Source organism: Shewanella algae (assembly GCF_009183365.2).
In the GTDB taxonomy this organism is placed as follows: domain Bacteria; phylum Pseudomonadota; class Gammaproteobacteria; order Enterobacterales; family Shewanellaceae; genus Shewanella; species Shewanella algae.
The window spans coordinates 2,158,669-2,176,944 of the sequence record NZ_CP068230.1; the positions used below are offsets into that span (position 1 = coordinate 2,158,669).

Genomic DNA, 18,276 nt, shown 5'->3' on the forward strand with positions numbered 1-18,276 from the left:
GAGGGCGAAATCAACCGTATCTTGATGGTTTGTATGGGCAATATCTGCCGCTCACCAAGCGCTGAAGCTGTGGCCCGGGCCAAGGCTCAGGCCATGGGACTGACACTGGAGTTGGATTCTGCCGGTACCATAGGCTATCACGCTGGGGAGTCACCGGACAGGCGCGCCCGCGCCGCAGGTGAGCGGCGCGGGCTGGACTTTTCAGGGATCAAAGCCAGGCAGGTGTGTACGCGGGACTTTGCCCATTTCGATCTTATTCTGGCGGCCGATCGTGAGAATCTTCAGGCCCTACATGAGGCTTGTCCCCAGATTTACAAACACAAGCTGGCCTTGATGCTGGACTTTGCCGATACTCCCATCAGGGAAGTCCCGGATCCTTACTATGGTGGCGACAGCGGATTTGAACAGGTTTTGGATCTGTTGGAGTTGAGTATTGCCGGGCTGTTTGCCAGGATCCAGGCCGCCAGGCCCAGGAGTATCCCGCCGGCGCGGTGAGCGGTTCTGCAAAGGACTTAAGTCATAAAGCTTATGCGGGATTTAGTTGGATAATTGGTTGGATAAGTGACATACAAAAACAGACCACAATGGCGGCCTGTTTTCGCTAAGTTTGCTTCTTGAGGGAAACTTAACCCTGATGGCGTTTGCCGGAGCGCTTCAGCCTGTCGGCTTCTTTCTTTGCCTGCTTCAGGGCCTCTTTCTCCGCCAGCAGCTTGGCCACTTCGACCTCTTCTGCCTGGGCCATTTCCGGCGTTTCCAGGGACAGCTGGCCGATTTTCCCTGAGCGGAACTCATGTAACAGCAGTTCCGAGGCCTTGTGTAAATCGATATGACCGCCGCTTCTGAGGGCGCCGCGCCTGCGGCCTATCTCTTCGAGCAGTTCGATGTCGGTGGCGGGCAGGGAGGTCAGCTTATAACGCTCCATCATCGCCTCCGGGTAGGCATGCAGGAAGTAAGCTGCGGCAAACAGGGCCACATCCTCATACTCCATGGCGGTATCCTTGATGGCACCTGTGACCGCCAGGCGATAACCCGAGGCTTCATTGTCCACTTTGGGCCAAAGGATCCCCGGCGTGTCGGACAGCACTATGCCGTTTTTAAGGTTGATCCTTTGTTGCGCCTTGGTCACCGCAGGTTCATTACCTGTCTTGGCAATCACCCGGCCGGCCAGGGTGTTGATGATGGTGGACTTGCCCACATTGGGGATGCCCATGATCATGGTGCGAATATCCTTGAGCGCACCTTCGCTCACGGGAACCAGTTTGCGGCACAGCTCGGGGATCTTTCTGACCATGGCAGGTTGCAGGGTAGTGATGGCTTGTGCCCGCACTCCTTGTTCCTGCTCCAGGTACTCAATCCAGCGATTGGTTATCTCGGGATCGGCCAGATCAGACTTATTCAGCAACTTGATACAAGGCTTGTCCTGGCGCAGCTTGGCCACCATGGGGTTTTCACTGCTGTAGGGTATTCGGGCGTCCAGCACTTCGATCACCAGATCTATCTGAGGCATCACCTCTTCTATCTCTTTGCGGGCCTTGTGCATGTGTCCCGGATACCATTGAATCGCCATCTATTTCTTATCCTGCTGAAAACTGAAAAAAGAGCGCTATTGTAACATTCCGAACTGAAAAAAGCGCCCGCAGGCGCTAGATAACCCCAAGTTCGCGCAGGCGCTCCATCAGGTAGCTGTCGGCGGTATAGCGCTCTGACAGCACAACGTCGGGGCGAGGGTGCAGGAACAGCGGCAGTGAGATCCGCGACTTGCTCATATCGGCACCTTCCGGGTTGATCACCCTATGAGTGGTCGATGGGAAGTAACCGGCGGAAGCCTCCTGGAGCATATCGCCTATGTTAATGATAAGGTTGCCAAAATCGCTGGGAACATCCAGCCATTCCCCGTCGAGGCTCTTCACCTGCAGCCCGGGCTCGTTGGCGGCGGGCAATACGGTAAGCAGGTTGATATCTTCATGGGCGGCGGCGCGAATGGCGCCCGGGGTCTCATCACCTGTCATTGGCGGATAATGCAGCACCCGCAGCAGCGTCTTGTGGCTATTGGCTATCATTTGCGACAGCGCAGTGCGGTAGTTGGCTGCCACCTCGGCAGGCGAGTGCGCCTCGACCCAGTCCAGAAGCTCGGCGGCCAGCGCATTGGCTTCTTGGTAGTAGGTGAGGATATTGTCCTGCAATTGCTCTGGAATGCGGCCCCAGGGGTAGACATGAAAGTACTCTTTGATGTCTTTGACCGTATGGCCTTTGGCGGTTTCTGAAATGCTCGCAGGAAAGAAACCATCCTGGGTTTCCGGCTTGAACATGAAGGCCTGTTTTTCTTCACTGTTGAAGAACTCCTGCCAGTCGCGGTAGATATCCTGCACCAACTGTTGTGAAATAGGGTGGTTGCGCAACACGCCAAAGCCGGTGCTGCGCAGGGATTCTACAAAGCGCTCGGCAGCATCTGCGGCGCGATAGTCTATGGTTTCCAGTTTCATCATCATCTTTCTTGGTTATTTTTATTGACCCGATACTCGTGTCTCTAAGGACATTTTGTTGGCAGTCGGGTGACCCGGGCGCAAGTCTACCTTGATGTCTTTATAGGGGCAACGTAAAGTGATCCAAGTCACTTTTATGGCTCTGTGTAACTAGAGTGAACGGTAACCACTGCAATTCGGGTCTTATGGGTTACGCAGAGCAATCGAGGAGCGTTAAATGAAACCCCTGAACGAGTTTGAGCGTTATGTCATAGAGGAAAAAGGCACAGAGCGCCCTTTCAGTGGAGAGCTGTATCAACACAATGCCAAGGGGCGATATCTGTGCCGTAAATGCGGTGCCCCCTTGTATTTGTCCGAGCATAAATTCAATGCCCATTGTGGCTGGCCCGCCTTTGACGATGAAATCTTTGGTGCCGTCACCCGGATACCCGACGCCGATGGTCGCAGAACCGAAATCGTTTGCAGTCAATGTGGTGGTCATCTGGGACATGTGTTTGAAGGAGAGGGGTTAACGGCCAAGAACTTGCGACATTGCGTCAATTCTGTCTCCATGGTCTTTGAGGCCATAGATGATGCCGAGGCTCAGCAGCCGGCAACTGAAAAGCGTTTGGAGACGGCCACCCTGGGCGGCGGCTGTTTCTGGTGCTCAGAAGCGGTATTTTTAAGTTTGGCCGGGGTTACGCAAGTGACTTCCGGCTATGCCGGCGGCGCGGCAAAAGATGCCAACTACAAGGCGGTATGCAGCGGCGCAACCGGCCATGCCGAAGTGGTGCAGATAGTTTTTGACCCCACTGTCATCAGCTATGCCGAGCTGTTGGAGGTATTTTTTGCCAGTCATGATCCCACCACCTTGAATCGCCAAGGCAACGATGTGGGGCCTCAGTATCGTTCGGTGATTTTCGCGCACTCGGATAAGCAGATTGAGACGGCGTCCTCTATGATTAAGGCGCTGGATGAGGAAGGCGTCTTTAGCGCGCCGATAGTGACAGAGTTGACCGCCTTTGATGGTTTCTATCCGGCGGAGAACTATCATAACGACTATTTTGCGCTCCATGGTGAGCAGCCCTATTGTGCCTTGGTGATTAAACCCAAGCTGGATAAGGTGCGACGGCGTTTCAGTGCCAAGCTGAAGTAGAATAAAAAAACGGCAAGCCTCAGCTTGCCGTTTTTCTATGGTCTGGACAGTGTTAATTTACGAGTCTAACTTGTCGTCGGCAATCTTGTATCTGGGATCTTCAATCTGATTGACTTCCACCAGATCGCCGGCCTTGTGCAGCAACTGCTTGCAGTCGTTGGAAAGATGACGAAGATGCAGGCGTTTGCCTTGGTTCACATAGCGCTCGGCCAAGGTGTCTATGGCATCGAGAGCCGAGTGGTCACAGACCCGGGATGACTGGAAGTCGACCACGACATCCTTGGGGTCATTGTTGGCATCAAACAACTCAAGGAACGAAGCCGCCGAGCCGAAAAACAGTGGGCCATTGAGGCGGTAAACCGCCCAACCGTTGGCATCTATACTCTTTTGAGCACTGATCTGTTTGGCATGCTCCCAGGCAAATACCAGCGCAGATACTATCACCCCGACAAATACCGCAATCGCCAAATCGGTAAATACCGTCACCACAGTCACCAGCACGATAACAAAGGCATCGTGCTTGGGCACCTTGCGCATCACTTTAAAGCTGGCCCATTCAAAGGTCCCCAGCACCACCATAAACATGACCCCGACCAAGGCGGCCAGCGGGATCATCTCGATAAAGGCGGCGGCAAACAGAATAAAGCACAGCAAGGTGAGGGCGGCGGTGATCCCGGAAAGACGACCGCGGCCCCCTGAGTTGATGTTAATCATCGACTGACCAATCATGGCGCAGCCACCCATGGCACCGAAAAAGCCACTGGTGACGTTACCCACGCCTTGGCCGACACATTCCTTGTTGCCACGGCCGCGGGTCTGGGTCATCTCATCGACCACAGTCAGGGTCAGCAGAGATTCAATCAGGCCAACAGCTGCCAGGATAACGGCATAGGGCGCTATGATATAAAGGGTTTCCAGATTGAAGGGCACGGCCGGAATGGCAAAGCTTGGCAGTGTGCCGGCGATAGTAGCCTCAGGATTACCGCTCATATTGCGCAAATAATCGAGCACGTTGCGGGTATCCAGATCCAGGCCCACCACCAGAGCGGTTACTGCCAGTATGGCCACCAGGGATGAAGGCACGGCTGTGGTCAGCTTAGGCAGAAAATGTATGATAGCCATGGTCATGGCTATCAGCGCCAGCATCAGCCAGATATCTGCACCGGGTAGCCAGGCCATCTCCTCTTCGCCGACTTTGACTTGAAATTGCCCCAGTTGCGCCAGGAATATTACTATGGCCAGGCCGTTGACGAAGCCTATCATCACAGGATAAGGCACTATGCGAATGAACTTACCAAGACGCAGTGCTCCGGCGGTAATTTGAATTATTCCGGCCAGCACCACGGCGGCAAACAGATAGCTGACTCCGTGGGACACCACCAGACTGGTCATGACCACGGCCATCGCGCCGGTGGCGCCTGAGATCATGCCGGGACGGCCGCCGATGAGGGCTGTGATCAGTCCCATAATAAAGGCGGCATAAAGGCCCACCATAGGCTCTACTTTAGCAACGAAGGCAAAGGCTACCGCTTCGGGCACCAGCGCCATAGCAACCGTTAGGCCGGAGAGTATATCCGCCTTGTGACTGCTGGTTTTATGGCGTATCAGTTCAAACATTCAGCTTGGGATCCCATCTTGAGGGTTAAAAACAAAGTTGCGCATACTAGCAAAATTTCTGTTGTGACAGAAGTGTGAAGCAGATCAAAATAAAAAACCATGCCCGAGGGCATGGTTTTTTCTCAGCAACACTTAGGTTCAGGGACGGGCCATATCTGACTCGGCGCTGTTACCATGGCTCTTGCGTGGCGCGCTTTCGCCATTGGCCTGATACTCACGGCCTTTGGGCACTTCAACGTGAGCACGTTGATCCACCTGTGGCTTGGTTGTATCTGAGCCAACCATAGTGCTGAAGCGACTGACTCTTGGTGCGGCGCTTGCCTGGGTTGTTGCAGGTGTTGCTGCCGGGCTTTCCTTGGCTTCATTGCTTGCCTGACGCGCAGGGCGGCTGATAGCAGCCGGCTTGGCCATAGGGGCAGAGGCGGCGACGCTTGCCGATGCAGTTTCTGCCTTGGGCTTGGATGCAATCTCTTCAGCAGCTTTTGCCTTGGGCGCTTCGCTCGCTTTCTCTGCCGTTTTTGATGGCGCAGCTTCTTTTGCAACTTCAGCTTTTTCAGCTTGGGCTTCAGGCGCTGTCACTGGCTCGGCTTCTGCTGTTTTGGGCTCAGTTTTTACCTCGACTTCGGCGGCTTTTGCATCGGCAACGACTTCTACCTTGGCAGCGACCTCGGCTTGAGGCTTGGTCTCAACCTGAGCTTCGGCTGTTGCTTCAGCTTTGGCTTCAACCTGAGGAGCCGGCTTGGCAACAACTTGAGGTTCAGCTTGCTCTTGAGCTTTGTCGGCAGGCTTTGCTTGCTCAGCGGCGACTTCAACGGCAGCGGCAGGCGCTGATGCCTCGGCGACAACCGCTTCTTTAGCGTTATTTGCTACTTCAGAGGCTGCTTTTTCAGTGCTTGCCTTTTCAGTGCTTTCAGACTCTTCGCCTTCCTGTTCAGTACGGCGGCGACGCTGACCGGCTGCGCGCAGATGACGAGGGCTGCGGCGGCTACGGCGTTGGCCTTCGCGCTTGGGCTTGTCGTCTTCTTCAGCGCCCTCAATGGCTTCGGCATCACTTTGAACACCACTAGCTTGAACACTGGTTTCAGCGATTTGCTCGGCATTGGCAACAGGGCTGGCTTCGGCGCTTGCCTGAATGTCTTGTGAAACCTCTGCACCTTGGGCTTTAGTGGCAACCTGAGTTGACTCTTCACCCTTCAGCTCGGCAGCGGTTTCGCTCTTGGCTTCTGACTTGGCTTCAACTTCGGCCTGAACTTCCATTTCCTTGGACTCAGCCTGAGTTGCGGCAGGCTTACGACGGCTGCGACGCGGCTTGTCAGTTTGCTCGGCGTTATCCTTGGCATCGCTCTCTTTGGTGCGAGTTGGCTTGGCCTCGGTTTTTGCCTCAACCTTTACTTCAGATTTGGCCTGGGCGCTGGCTTTCACTTCGGCGCTGGTTGCCTCTGCTGTATTGTCAACGGTTTCCTGTGCATCGCTGGCCTCAATGCGCACCTTACGACGCAGGTTGCGACGTTGGCGACGCTCACGGGCGGCTTCCTGTTTTGGTTCCTGCTCGCTTTCGTCACGGGCCTTGCTGCGGCTCTTGCGTTCATCCACAGCTTCAGACTTGGGAGCCTTGTCGTTACGGTCACCACGGGTTGGCTTGCCGGTATCGTTTGCCTGACGCTTGTTGCCTTGCTCGTCTTTATCACGGGCAGGGCGCTCATTGGCGGACGATTTACGGTTGCGGCTGCGTGAATCGCGGTTACCGTCTTTGTCATCACCACTCTTGCGACGTCTGTCGTTGCGGTCATTGCGACGGTTACGGCGGTTGTTCTGGCCGCTGCCTTCCTGATTGTCTTTAGTGCTCTTTTCCTGCTTCTTGTCGGCTTGTGGCTCGGAAGAGGAGAAGATGGCACCCAGGGCGGCGAAGAAACGGGAAATTATTCCGGGCTTGGCCGCTTCAGTCGTTGCGGCTTTGGCCGCCGGTTTGGCTGTCTGTGGTGCTTCGGCAGTTTCCTGCTTGAGAGGTGTAGCAAAACCACTCAAGGCTGGCTTGGGTGCAGCAGCACGTTCCAGTTTACGTGGCTCATACAGTTTGTTTTCCGGCTCTTCCACACGCTGGTAGCTGACTTCAGAGATCTGGTCGTCCTTGCGATGACGTACCACGCGGTAGTTCGGGGTCATCATGTGTGGATCCGGGATCACATAGACTTCAACATCATGGCGCTGCTCAGTGATGCGTATGGCCTTGCGCTTTTCGTTCAGCAGGTAAGCCGCGACATCCACAGGCACTATGGCCTCAATCTGAGAGGTGTTTTCCTTGATGGCTTCTTCTTCCATCAGGCGCAGAATCGACAGTGCCAGCGACTCGGTACCACGAATGGTGCCTTGGCCGTTACAGCGTGGGCAGATGTGAGCGGCGGACTCTTCCAGAGACGGACGCAGACGCTGACGGGACATTTCCATCAGACCGAAGCGGGAAATACGGCCCAATTGCACACGGGCACGGTCATGGTGAACTGCGTCACGCAGACGGTTTTCCACTTCACGTTGGTGTCTGACCGGAGTCATATCGATGAAGTCGATAACCACCAGGCCGCCCAAGTCGCGCAGACGCAACTGACGGGCAATCTCGTCGGCGGCTTCCAGGTTGGTGTTCAGTGCGGTTTCTTCGATATCGCCGCCCTTGGTGGCTCTGGCGGAGTTGATATCGATAGAGGTCAGTGCTTCGGTGGGATCGATAACGATAGAGCCGCCGGAAGGCAGTCTAACTTCGCGCTGGAATGCGGATTCTATCTGTGACTCAATCTGATAGTGGGTAAAGAGCGGCACTTCAGATGAGTAGGGTTTGACTCTGTCGACAAAATCAGGACGTACCAGGGCGATATGCTGCTTGGCATCGGCATAAATTTGTGGGTGGTCGATTAGAATTTCGCCTACATCACGGCGCAGGTAATCACGGATGGCGCGAACGATAACATTGCTTTCCTGATGAATCAGGAAAGGAGCAGGGCGACTCTCGGCCGCTTCCTGAATCGCTGTCCAATGGTGCAGCAATACCTTCAAGTCCCACTGCAGATCGGCGGCGGCCTTGCCAACACCTGCGGTGCGGACAATCAGCCCCATGCCGTTGGGCACTTCCAGGTTTTCCATGGCCTCTTTCAGCTCAGTGCGCTCATCACCTTCTATCCGACGGGAGATACCACCGGCGCGAGGGTTGTTGGGCATGAGTACCAGGTAAGAGCCGGCCAGACTGATAAAGGTGGTCAGGGCGGCGCCCTTGTTACCACGTTCTTCTTTATCTATCTGAACTATGACTTCCTGGCCTTCACTGACTACTTCTTTAATGCTGGGACGACCCTGGAAGGAGTAACCTTTGGGGAAGTACTCGCGGGCGATCTCTTTCAGGGGCAGAAAGCCATGGCGTTCGGCACCATAGTCAACAAAAGCCGCTTCCAGAGAGGGTTCTACGCGGGTGATTTTACCTTTATAAATATTGGCTTTCTTCTGCTCATGGCCTGGGCTTTCGATATCCAGATCATAGAGTTGTTGCCCATCAACCAGGGCAACGCGCAACTCCTCGGATTGAGTCGCATTGATTAACATCCGTTTCATGATGACGTCATTCTTCTTAATAAGAGGTCATCAAACGTACTGGTCGCTGCATTACGGGCCTGGTCTCATTCGGGCGACGCCTCTCGGCGTTCCTCCAGGCTGGGAGGTGCGCATTGCTGTTAGACGCATTCGCTGCGTGTCGCATCCTATTTATGGCTTATTTTTCAATGATTACAAAAACAAGGAATTCGTTGTAAAACATCAACCAACCCCATAAATTCTTCAATAATAATCCGGTAATGCCGAAGTCGAGCCTTGTCGTTTGATGACGAGTTAACATTAACTTTCGAAAACAGCATAGTGGCGGCTTGAAAGTGGTCTGAATTTCGTGTTTCCGTCCAGGTTTAACCGTAAAAACAATTTTTTCAGTAGTGTTCTTTTATGTACGGTTTGCAAATCAACTATTTGCGACCTCGGAGGTCAGACATCGCTCAAGCGCTTTCCACTGTTCGAACCGTTCATAGATTGAGCAATGGCTCATCAATACGCAGGGTTCGCCGCTGAAATATAGCTGAATTCAAAAAAATCGGCAATCAAAAGCCTCAACATGTTGTACAATAGCGCGCCCCGAACCGCAACATAAGTGTTATGAATACCGAGACGCCATCACCCAATCAGCAAGTTCGCCTGGTGACCATTGACGAAGACAATGTTGGCCAGCGCATTGACAATTTTCTGCTCAGCAAGCTCAAAGGCGTGCCCAAGAGCATGATCTATCGCATAGTGCGCAAGGGCGAAGTCAGGGTCAACAAGAAAAGGATAAAGCCTGAATACAAGTTGGCCGAAGGGGACCAGGTACGCATTCCGCCGGTTAGGGTCAGTGAAGAAAACTACCGCACCGCGCCTTCCGCCAACCTGGAGCGGGTATCGCGCCTAGAAGACAGAATTCTTTTTGAAGACAAGCATATTCTGGTACTGAACAAACCGGCCGGCATCGCCGTACACGGTGGCAGTGGTGTGGATTACGGCGTGATTGAAGCGCTGAGATCCCTGCGGCCGCAACAAAAGTTTCTCGAGTTGGTGCACCGTCTGGATAAAGATACTTCCGGAGTGCTTTTGGTTGCCAAGAAGCGCAGCGCGCTAAAGCACTTGCATGACCAGCTCAGGCACAAGCAGATGCAAAAAGACTATCAGGCGCTGGTTCGCGGTGAGTGGCAAAAGCACGACAAGGTGGTTAAGGCGCCATTGCTGAAGCTGACGCTCAAATCGGGTGAACGCATTGTGCGGGTAAATACCGAAGGCAAGGCCTCGGAAACCCGCTTCAAAATTTTGCAGCGTTATGACGGTGCCACACTGGTGCAGGCCAGCCCGGTTACCGGTCGTACTCATCAGATCCGGGTACACTGCCAGTATGCCGGTCATCCTATTGCCTGTGACGAAAAGTACAGTGAGCAAAAGTTTGATGACAGTATGCGGGCACTCGGGTTGAATCGCCTGTTTCTACATGCGGCGCAACTTAAGTTCATTCACCCTGACACAGAGACTGAAATGACAGTGCAGGCTCCTTTGGATCCTGAGTTACTTGAGTTGTTGGAGAAACTTACTCGGGTATAGCAAAGAATAAGGAAACAGGCCATGAAGGCATACGAGCTGCTGATATTCGATTGGGACGGCACCCTGATGGACTCAATAGGCAAGATTGTCCGCTGTATGGAAAATACGGCAAGGGTAATGGCCTTGCCTATACCCTCGGAGCAGGCAGTACGTGACATTATTGGCCTATCTATGACAGAGGCCTTGCAATGCCTCTATCCAGCGGGAAGCGTTGGCGAATATCAGGCGCTCAGGGAGGAATATAAGCAGCAGTTCCTGCAGCTTGATACCACGCCTAGCCCACTTTTCAGTGAAACTCCGGCACTGCTGTCACAGCTGCGCAATGAGAAGTATCTGCTGGCGGTGGCGACAGGTAAGGCAAGGGCAGGTCTTGAACGTGTACTGCGGGAAACTGGGCTTGGAGAGTTTTTTCATGCCAGTCGCAGCGCCGATGAGGCGAGAAGTAAACCACACCCGGATATGCTGCAGCAGCTATTGGCTGAATTAAAGATAGCGCCTGAGAGAGCTTTGATGGTGGGTGATTCGGTACACGATCTCAATATGGCTGCCAGTGCCGGTATGGATGCCATAGGGGTCAGTTATGGCGCCCATAGTCGCGAACGCTTACATGAAGCAGCGCCCAAAGCTATTATCGACACGCCATTGGGGCTTTTACATCACCTATGATGCTTACGGGAATACAGTCCCTAGTGCACAGTGAAAAGGCCTGCATCTGCAGGCCTTTTACTTTCTGTATTCTACTAAATAAAGTGAAGTGAAAGTTCAGGAATTGGCGGTTTTCAACTCCTGGCCCAATTGGGGACTCAGGTTATTCGCGTTTGGGGGCTCTGCGCTCAAGTTCTCTTTGCTCAGGTTCTTTGTGCTCAAGTCCTTTGCACCAAGGCTCCCGCTATTAAGATCCAATGGCTCAGTGCCCAGGCTGGACAAGGCCAGCGCCGACAGACGGGTGATGTCGTGCGATGAGACTATGACGCCGCAAATTTCGCCGGCATCATTGATGCAGGGTGAATGTCGTACACTCATCAGTATCGGCGCGGCCAGATGCGGTGGATGCAACCACTGATTGGCTTCCAGCGTTTCGCCGTTAAAGGCCCGCTCAAGTAGCGGCCGGATCTTCTTCTCAAACGCGCTTACACCGTGCAGTTCAGCAATATGCTTACCTATGATCTCCTCTTGAACGCGGTTGAAAAGCTGCTCATACCCTTTGGAGACCATACGGTAACAGTAATCGGTACCGATAAATGCCAACAGATGATCTGTGGTGGCTATCATCTGCTTGTGCATGGCGAGCTCGCGACTGACCAACATTCTGTGATATTCGAGACCGATACGCTGGGCCAAGATCCGGAAAAACTCTTTTGACTTGGCGCTTTCGGCCTGGGGTAGGGTGTCGAGTACAAAAATATGGCCGACCGGTTTGCCATCACTGCCGAGGATCAACTCGGCCTGATAACTCTGGGCGCCTATCTCGCGGATCATGGCAAAATGGGGAAATCGTTTCTGCAGATCACGGGCGTGGAGTATGTGAGTGCTGGTTTCCTGTTGTTGATAGAGGGACTCACAGGGAGAGCCGGCCAATTCAAACTCAAAAGCAGGCAGAGACTGTTTGTTGTCACAAAAGGCGATGATCTCGCCTTGGGAATCGTTTTTGAGTCGGCCAAAGCCGGCCCAGCGACATTGGGTCACCAAGGCGAGTGCGCGCAGTGCCCGTTGAAAAAAGCGTTTATCTGTGCAGGGAGCAGCCAGTAGAGCCAAGGCTTCTTCGGTATCTGTCATCTTTTCACTCTACAAGGGATCATCAAAAGAGATATGTTGATTAATTGTTATTAGTGTAGAGCGAAAGCCGCGCTGACGCACTTCAATTTACCTTGTTGAGATAAGATTCGGACCCATCCGACACCCGTATCATCTTGCATCACAGTGCCACATGTGCTTTGGCAAGTCTGTAGGAGAGAATAGGTACAGGTAAGAGGCAGCGCCTGAGCCTTCATCTTCCTGGCGCCGCAGCATCTCCCAATACTTTTATACCTTGACGGGAGAGCATTTCGATGAGCAGGATTAAGGGTAAACCTATTAGTGTGTTGGGATCCCGTCCTTCAAGGGCCCGAAACAGGGCGATGCCCAAGCCTTCACACTTAAAGCTGCCGGCACACCAGAGCGGTTGCTCGCGGCGAACATAGTCGGCGATTTCATCTTGGCTCAGGTTTCTGAAATGCACAGTGAAGGGTTCGACTTCCACCTGAGTTTGGCCGCTGCGGCTGTCAAAGAGCGCCAGCCCGGTATAAAAGGTGATGCTTTTCCCCGAGGCAGCCTGTAATTGTTTGCAGGCTTTCTCTTCAGTCAGTGGCTTGCCGACGATTTGACCATCAATCACAGCGACCTGATCAGAACCTATCACCAGTGCGTTGCATAGCTGCTTTGCCCCGGCCTGCGCTTTGGCTGCCGCCAGACGCTTGACCAAATCAAAGGCGGTTTCTTCAGGCTGGGGCGTTTCATCCACTTCGGGAGCCACACACTCAAACGCCAAATCCAATTTTGCCAATAGTGCCTTTCGATAGCTGGAGGTTGAGGCTAAAATCAACTGAGGTTCTGTGGTTGATACCGCAGCCTGGGTGCTGTCATCTTGGTGGGTCATATCTTGGGTTCCAAAGCGATGTGGGAGCCGGATATTGTCGCCAAATTTGCCAATGCCTGGCAAGAGTGGCTTTGGGATGAGATGACTGGCTTTATTTTGCGCGGCAACGGCTTGTGAAGAGCCCTATGCTTGGGTAGAATTCTGCGTCCGTCAATTTCGAACCCGTTGGAACAGGCCTATGATGGCTGGGAGCGCACAGGTTTTGTTTCCTTTGCGAGCCTCATCATCATTTTTCCTTTGACTCCGGCGGTTTCAAACTATAATATGCGCGCCTTATGCAAACAGTAAAGATACCGGTTTCAATTGATCCCATTCGTGCTGCTACCAGCCGCCTTAGCTATCAAGGTGTTGTTCCTGGTACGCAACTGAAGCGATTGAATGAATTATGTGCCGGCGACTGTTCCGATGTGACAGTGTCAATTGAGTGTGGTGTGGATTTACAGGGGATAGTCTACCTGAAAGGGAAGGCTGTGACGGAGCTCACTCTGCTATGTCAACGCTGCATGACACTATTTACCACAGAGGTTACGGTCGAGTTTAGTTTCAGTCCTTGCCGGAATGAAGCTGAAATCGATGAGCTCCCGGATGCGTATGACCCTATTGAGTGTAATGAAATTGGCGAAGTTCGTCTGCATCAATTGATTGAAGATGAATTGATACTGGCTATGCCCTTGATACCTACTCATGACGTAGATGAATGTCATACAGGTTCCAAGGATGTGGCTATAGGCGAGATTGAAGCCGCTCAAGAGGAGCGTCCAAATCCGTTTGCAGTGTTAGAAAAACTGAAGAGCAAGTAATCCAGGAGACAGATCAATGGCTGTACAACAGAATAAAAAATCTCGTTCAAAGCGCGGTATGCGCCGTTCACACGATGCACTGAGCACTGCTCAGCTGTCTGTAGACGCTACCAGCGGTGAACTGCATCGTCGTCACAATGTGACTGCTGACGGTTTCTACCGTGGCAAAAAGGTAATCAACAAGTAAGTTGTTGATTGTCTTATGACGAGTCTGACGCTTGCGTTAGATGCGATGGGTGGCGACCATGGCCCCCACGTGACTGTGCCTGCAGCCCTGCAGGCACTTAAATTATATCCAGATCTCAGGTTTATTCTGGTTGGTGACCAAGACCAGATACAGCCATATCTCGCCCAATCCGGGCAAGACATTACAGATAGAATAGAACTCAGGCATACCACTGAAGTGGTCAGTATGTCCGACAGGCCAGTGCATGCTTTGCGTTGCCGGCGTGACAGCTCAATGCGTCAGGCGCTGGATGCTGTGCATAGAGGCGAGGCCCAGGCGTGTGTCAGTGCGGGAAATACCGGCGCGCTGATGGCGATGGCCAAGGTTGTACTAAAGACGCTGCCGGGTATAGACAGACCCGCTTTGGTCAGTTGTCTTCCCACCATCAATCATAAGCCAGTCTATCTGCTGGATCTCGGGGCTAATGTTTCCTGTGATTCAGATACTCTGTTCCAGTTTTCCGTCATGGGTTCAGTACTCTGCGAAGCAGTGACCAAACAACCCAGACCCAAGGTTGCGCTGCTCAATGTCGGTAGCGAAGAGATCAAAGGCAACGATCAGGTGCAGCAGGCTGCCCAGTTGTTGCAACATACTCCTCAAATCAATTATCAAGGTTTTATCGAAGGGGATGAGATTTACCGAGGCAAAGTCGATGTGATTGTCTGCGACGGTTTTGTCGGTAATATTACCCTGAAAACTTCAGAAGGCATTGCCAGACTGTTGATCCATCAGCTTAAGGAAGGGCTGACCCGAGGCTTTTTTGTACGCATGTTGGCCAAATTATTGGCTCCCAGTATTCAAAGCGTGCTCAAACAGATGAACCCCGACCACTATAACGGAGCAAGTCTGATAGGATTGCGCGGAATAGTCGTCAAGAGCCATGGGAATGCGGATGAAACTGCCTATTTACAAGCGATTAGCTTGGCAGTCACTGAAGCAAGACGTCGACTCCCTGAGATGATCAAGCAGCGTCTCGAGTCGATACTTTTAGATATAAACAGCTGATTTCTCCTTATGCATACAAAAATTCTTGGAACTGGCAGTTATCTGCCGGCGCAGGTGCGTAGCAATCAGGATCTGGAAAAAATGGTGGAAACCAGTGACCAGTGGATTGTTGAGCGCACGGGTATTTCTGAGCGTCGGATCGCTGATGCCAGTGAAACGGTTGCCACTATGGGTTATCAGGCGGCGCTGAAGGCCATTGAAATGGCAGGCATCGAAGCCGGTGAACTCGATATGATTATCTGCGGCACCACAAGTGCGGCAAACGCTTTTCCGGCAGCCGCTTGTGAAGTGCAGGCCATGTTGGGGGTTCATACCATCCCGGCATTTGATGTCGCTGCGGCTTGTTCCGGCTTTGTCTATGCGCTGTCGGTTGCCGATCAGTTCGTGAAAACCGGTGCGGCCAAGAAAGTGCTGGTAATAGGCGCCGATGTGCTTTCCAGACTCTGTGAGCCGGAAGACAGGACCACCATTATTCTCTTTGGTGATGGTGCCGGTGCCGCCGTGGTGGGCGCCAGTGAAGAGCCGGGGATCATCTCTACCCATATCTACGCCGATGGCCGTCAGGGCGATCTGCTCAAATGTGCCTTTCCACCCAGAGCCGGAGAAACCTCCGAAGCCGTGGGCTTTATGACCATGAAGGGCAACGATGTCTTCAAGGTCGCCGTGACTCAGTTGTCCCATGTGGTGACAGAAACCCTGAGATTGAATAACGTCGACAAGTCAGAAATAGATTGGCTGGTGCCACATCAGGCCAATTTCCGCATTATTAATGCTACAGCCAAGAAATTGGACATGAGTCTTGATAAAGTGGTGCTGACGCTGGCCAAACATGGCAATACTTCAGCTGCCTCAGTGCCGATTGCACTGGACGAAGCGGTGCGCGATGGCCGCATCAAGCGCGGGCAACTCTTGCTGCTTGAAGCCTTCGGTGCCGGTTTTGCCTGGGGTAGCGCCTTGGTTCGCTTCTGATATTCAGTGCCTGCTTTCTTCGCGTAAGTGAGCGGGACGTCTCAATGCATACAAGTTGATCTGCCGGGCAGATCAGTGGACTCGGGCAGCGGCATCAGCTTTGCTGCCTGCAATCATAGGTAAATGAATATGGAAAACTTCGCTTTCGTGTTCCCGGGACAAGGTTCTCAGGCTGTTGGCATGCTTGCCGATCTTGCCGAAGGCTATCCGGTCGTGACCGAGACTTTTCGTGAAGCCAGTGAAGTACTGGGTTACGACTTGTGGCAACTGGTGCAGCAGGGACCGGCCGAAACTCTTAACGAGACTGACAAGACCCAGCCTGCCTTGCTGAGCGCCAGTGTCGCCCTGTATCGCGCCTGGCAAGCGGCCGGCAAATCCGCGCCCAGCATGATGGCAGGCCACAGTTTGGGTGAATACTCGGCGCTGGTGTGTGCCGGGGTGCTCAAGTTTACCGATGCAGTTAAGTTGGTTGAACTGCGTGGTCAATTGATGCAGCAAGCGGTTCCTGCCGGAACCGGCGCCATGTTTGCCATCATAGGCCTGGATAACGACGCCATTGCCAAGGCCTGTGAAGACAGCGCCGAAGGCGCTGTGGTTAGCCCGGTTAACTACAATAGCCCAGGCCAGGTCGTGATTGCCGGTGAAAAAGCCGCGGTTGAGCGCGCCGCCGCAGCCTGTAAGGCAGCAGGCGCCAAAATGGCGGTTGCCTTGCCTGTGAGCGTGCCTTCCCATTGCGCTTTGATGAAGCCTGCCGCCGATAAACTGGCCAGTGCACTGGGTAACATCGAATTTAGCCAGCCGCAAATTCCCGTGATTAACAATGCGGATGTCGCCCAGCCACAAGCTGCCGCTGATATCCGTGATGCCTTGGTACGTCAGCTATACAGCCCGGTGCGCTGGACTGAAACCGTTGAAGCCATGGCGGCCATGGGGGTCACTGAGCTCTATGAAGTGGGTCCGGGTAAAGTCTTGACCGGGCTTTGCAAGCGCATTAATAAATCCCTTACTGCCAAGGCAGTCAACGATGCCGCTTCTCTGGCTGCATTGATCGAATAAGGAGCTTTTCATGAGCGTAACATTAGACTTAAGCGGCAAGATTGCCCTGGTTACCGGCGCCAGTCGTGGCATTGGCAAGTCGATTGCCACTACTCTGGCCGAGGCCGGTGCCACAGTATTCGGTACCGCAACCAGTGAGCGTGGCGCTGAAGCCATCTCGGCTTATCTGGGCGATAAGGGCCATGGTTTGGTGCTGAATGTCACAGATCCACAATCTGTTGAAAATTTATTTGCCTCGATCAAAGAAAAAGCCGGTGATGTTGATATTCTGGTAAACAATGCTGGCATCACCCGTGACAATTTATTGATGCTGATGAAAGAGGATGAGTGGCAGGATATCCTGGACACCAACCTGACATCTCTTTTCAGGTTATCCAAGCCAGTGATGCGCTCAATGATGAAGAAACGTCATGGTCGTATCATCAATATCGGCTCTGTGGTAGGTACCATGGGCAATGCGGGCCAAGTGAACTACTCTGCGGCCAAAGCGGGTTTGATCGGATTTACAAAATCTCTCGCCAGAGAGGTTGCATCTCGTCAAATTACAGTTAATGCTATTGCTCCTGGTTTTATCCAGACAGATATGACGGATGAGCTGACAGAAGATCAGCAACAGGCCATCATGTCCCAGGTTCCAATGAGACGCTTGGGTCAGGCACAGGAAATTGCCAACGCCGTGCTCTTTTTGGCCTCGGATGCCGCCGCTTACATCACAGGGGAAACCTTGCATGTAAATGGCGGGATGTATATGGTTTAAGGGCGAATGGCAGGGATACTGTCGCAATTGGGTGGTGATCTGCAGCAATTGAGGGCCTAAAATCGTGGTTAGACCACGAATTCTAGGCTTGCAATGTTGGTCAAATCTAATAAACTACTCGCAATCTTACGCAAGTGCGTAATTTGAATAGGAAAGAAAACTAATGAGCAACATCGAAGAACGTGTAAAGAAAATCATCGTAGAGCAACTGGGCGTTAAAGAAGAAGACGTTAAGCCAGCAGCTTCTTTCGTAGACGATCTGGGTGCAGATTCTCTGGACACTGTTGAGTTGGTTATGGCTCTGGAAGAAGAGTTTGATACCGAGATCCCTGATGAGGAAGCTGAGAAAATCACTACCGTTCAGGCAGCGATCGATTACGTTTCCAAGAATCAGTAATCCAGAATTCCAGAAAACAGGCGGCATAATTGCCGCCTGTTTTTGTTT

General features: G+C 52.9%; 17 protein-coding genes. 11 read left to right on the forward strand and 6 right to left on the reverse strand.

The features are described 5' to 3' along the window. The first annotated feature begins 24 nt into the window (after window positions 1–24). Window positions 25–495, forward strand: coding sequence for a low molecular weight protein-tyrosine-phosphatase (locus E1N14_RS09550; protein WP_037436514.1), 471 nt, complete (start codon window positions 25–27; stop codon window positions 493–495). A 130-nt stretch (window positions 496–625) separates the two neighbouring features. On the opposite strand, the gene ylqF is transcribed toward E1N14_RS09550, so the two are convergent. Continuing rightward, window positions 626–1,567, reverse strand: coding sequence for a ribosome biogenesis GTPase YlqF (gene ylqF / locus E1N14_RS09555; protein ID WP_025009538.1), 942 nt, complete (start codon window positions 1,565–1,567; stop codon window positions 626–628). A gap of 76 nt (window positions 1,568–1,643) precedes the next feature. Continuing rightward, window positions 1,644–2,483 carry an isopenicillin N synthase family dioxygenase gene (locus tag E1N14_RS09560; protein WP_025009539.1) on the reverse strand — a complete coding sequence of 280 codons (840 nt, stop codon included), beginning with the start codon at window positions 2,481–2,483 and terminating at the stop codon, window positions 1,644–1,646. A 217-nt stretch (window positions 2,484–2,700) separates the two neighbouring features. On the opposite strand from E1N14_RS09560, the gene E1N14_RS09565 reads away from it, so the two are divergent. Next, window positions 2,701–3,618: a bifunctional methionine sulfoxide reductase B/A protein gene (locus E1N14_RS09565; protein WP_025009540.1), complete on the forward strand. Its 918-nt coding sequence runs from the start codon at window positions 2,701–2,703 to the stop codon at window positions 3,616–3,618. Window positions 3,619–3,675: 57 nt separating this feature from the next. Here the strand turns inward: E1N14_RS09565 and E1N14_RS09570 are convergent, their stop codons facing one another. Together E1N14_RS09570 and rne are read right to left on the reverse strand one after the other, a co-directional pair. Further along, window positions 3,676–5,235 carry a SulP family inorganic anion transporter gene (locus tag E1N14_RS09570; protein WP_025009541.1) on the reverse strand — a complete coding sequence of 520 codons (1,560 nt, stop codon included), beginning with the start codon at window positions 5,233–5,235 and terminating at the stop codon, window positions 3,676–3,678. 138 nt (window positions 5,236–5,373) lie between these two features. Further along, on the reverse strand, window positions 5,374–8,829 hold the full coding sequence (gene rne, locus E1N14_RS09575) for a ribonuclease E (RefSeq protein ID WP_025009542.1): 3,456 nt from the start codon (window positions 8,827–8,829) through the stop codon (window positions 5,374–5,376). Window positions 8,830–9,417: 588 nt separating this feature from the next. Between rne and rluC the strand changes: the two genes are divergently transcribed. Then, the gene (rluC, locus tag E1N14_RS09580) at window positions 9,418–10,383 is read left to right on the forward strand and encodes a 23S rRNA pseudouridine(955/2504/2580) synthase RluC (RefSeq protein WP_025009543.1); all 966 of its coding nucleotides are present in this window, start codon (window positions 9,418–9,420) and stop codon (window positions 10,381–10,383) included. 21 nt (window positions 10,384–10,404) lie between these two features. Further along, window positions 10,405–11,049 (forward strand): HAD-IA family hydrolase, encoded by a 645-nt coding sequence (locus E1N14_RS09585; protein WP_025888407.1) that lies wholly within the window; start codon window positions 10,405–10,407, stop codon window positions 11,047–11,049. A gap of 96 nt (window positions 11,050–11,145) precedes the next feature. Here E1N14_RS09585 and E1N14_RS09590 read toward each other — a convergent pair whose 3' ends face one another. Then, complete coding sequence (locus tag E1N14_RS09590; RefSeq protein ID WP_062793483.1) at window positions 11,146–12,159, reverse strand: PAS domain-containing protein; 1,014 nt, start codon at window positions 12,157–12,159, stop codon at window positions 11,146–11,148. A 211-nt stretch (window positions 12,160–12,370) separates the two neighbouring features. Then, on the reverse strand, window positions 12,371–13,018 hold the full coding sequence (locus E1N14_RS09595) for a Maf family protein (RefSeq protein ID WP_025009544.1): 648 nt from the start codon (window positions 13,016–13,018) through the stop codon (window positions 12,371–12,373). Between the two features lie 275 nt (window positions 13,019–13,293). Here E1N14_RS09595 and yceD point away from each other — a divergent pair, with 275 nt between their 5' ends. From yceD to acpP, 7 genes are all read left to right on the forward strand, one after another. Next, window positions 13,294–13,818, forward strand: a complete 525-nt coding sequence (gene yceD, locus E1N14_RS09600; RefSeq protein ID WP_025009545.1) for a 23S rRNA accumulation protein YceD — start codon at window positions 13,294–13,296, stop codon at window positions 13,816–13,818. 16 nt (window positions 13,819–13,834) lie between these two features. Continuing rightward, a complete protein-coding gene (gene rpmF / locus E1N14_RS09605) occupies window positions 13,835–14,005 on the forward strand; it encodes a 50S ribosomal protein L32 (RefSeq protein ID WP_025009546.1) in 171 nt (56 codons plus the stop codon). Window positions 14,006–14,020: 15 nt separating this feature from the next. Beyond that, window positions 14,021–15,049 carry a phosphate acyltransferase PlsX gene (gene plsX / locus E1N14_RS09610; protein WP_025009547.1) on the forward strand — a complete coding sequence of 343 codons (1,029 nt, stop codon included), beginning with the start codon at window positions 14,021–14,023 and terminating at the stop codon, window positions 15,047–15,049. A gap of 9 nt (window positions 15,050–15,058) precedes the next feature. Continuing rightward, on the forward strand, window positions 15,059–16,018 hold the full coding sequence (locus tag E1N14_RS09615; RefSeq protein WP_025009548.1) for a beta-ketoacyl-ACP synthase III: 960 nt from the start codon (window positions 15,059–15,061) through the stop codon (window positions 16,016–16,018). A 129-nt stretch (window positions 16,019–16,147) separates the two neighbouring features. Beyond that, the gene (gene fabD / locus E1N14_RS09620) at window positions 16,148–17,074 is read left to right on the forward strand and encodes an ACP S-malonyltransferase (protein ID WP_025009549.1); all 927 of its coding nucleotides are present in this window, start codon (window positions 16,148–16,150) and stop codon (window positions 17,072–17,074) included. A 10-nt stretch (window positions 17,075–17,084) separates the two neighbouring features. Beyond that, window positions 17,085–17,831, forward strand: a complete 747-nt coding sequence (fabG, locus tag E1N14_RS09625; RefSeq protein ID WP_025009550.1) for a 3-oxoacyl-ACP reductase FabG — start codon at window positions 17,085–17,087, stop codon at window positions 17,829–17,831. Window positions 17,832–17,994: 163 nt separating this feature from the next. Next, window positions 17,995–18,228, forward strand: coding sequence for an acyl carrier protein (gene acpP, locus E1N14_RS09630; RefSeq protein WP_006081231.1), 234 nt, complete (start codon window positions 17,995–17,997; stop codon window positions 18,226–18,228). The last annotated feature ends 48 nt before the right edge of the window (window positions 18,229–18,276 follow it).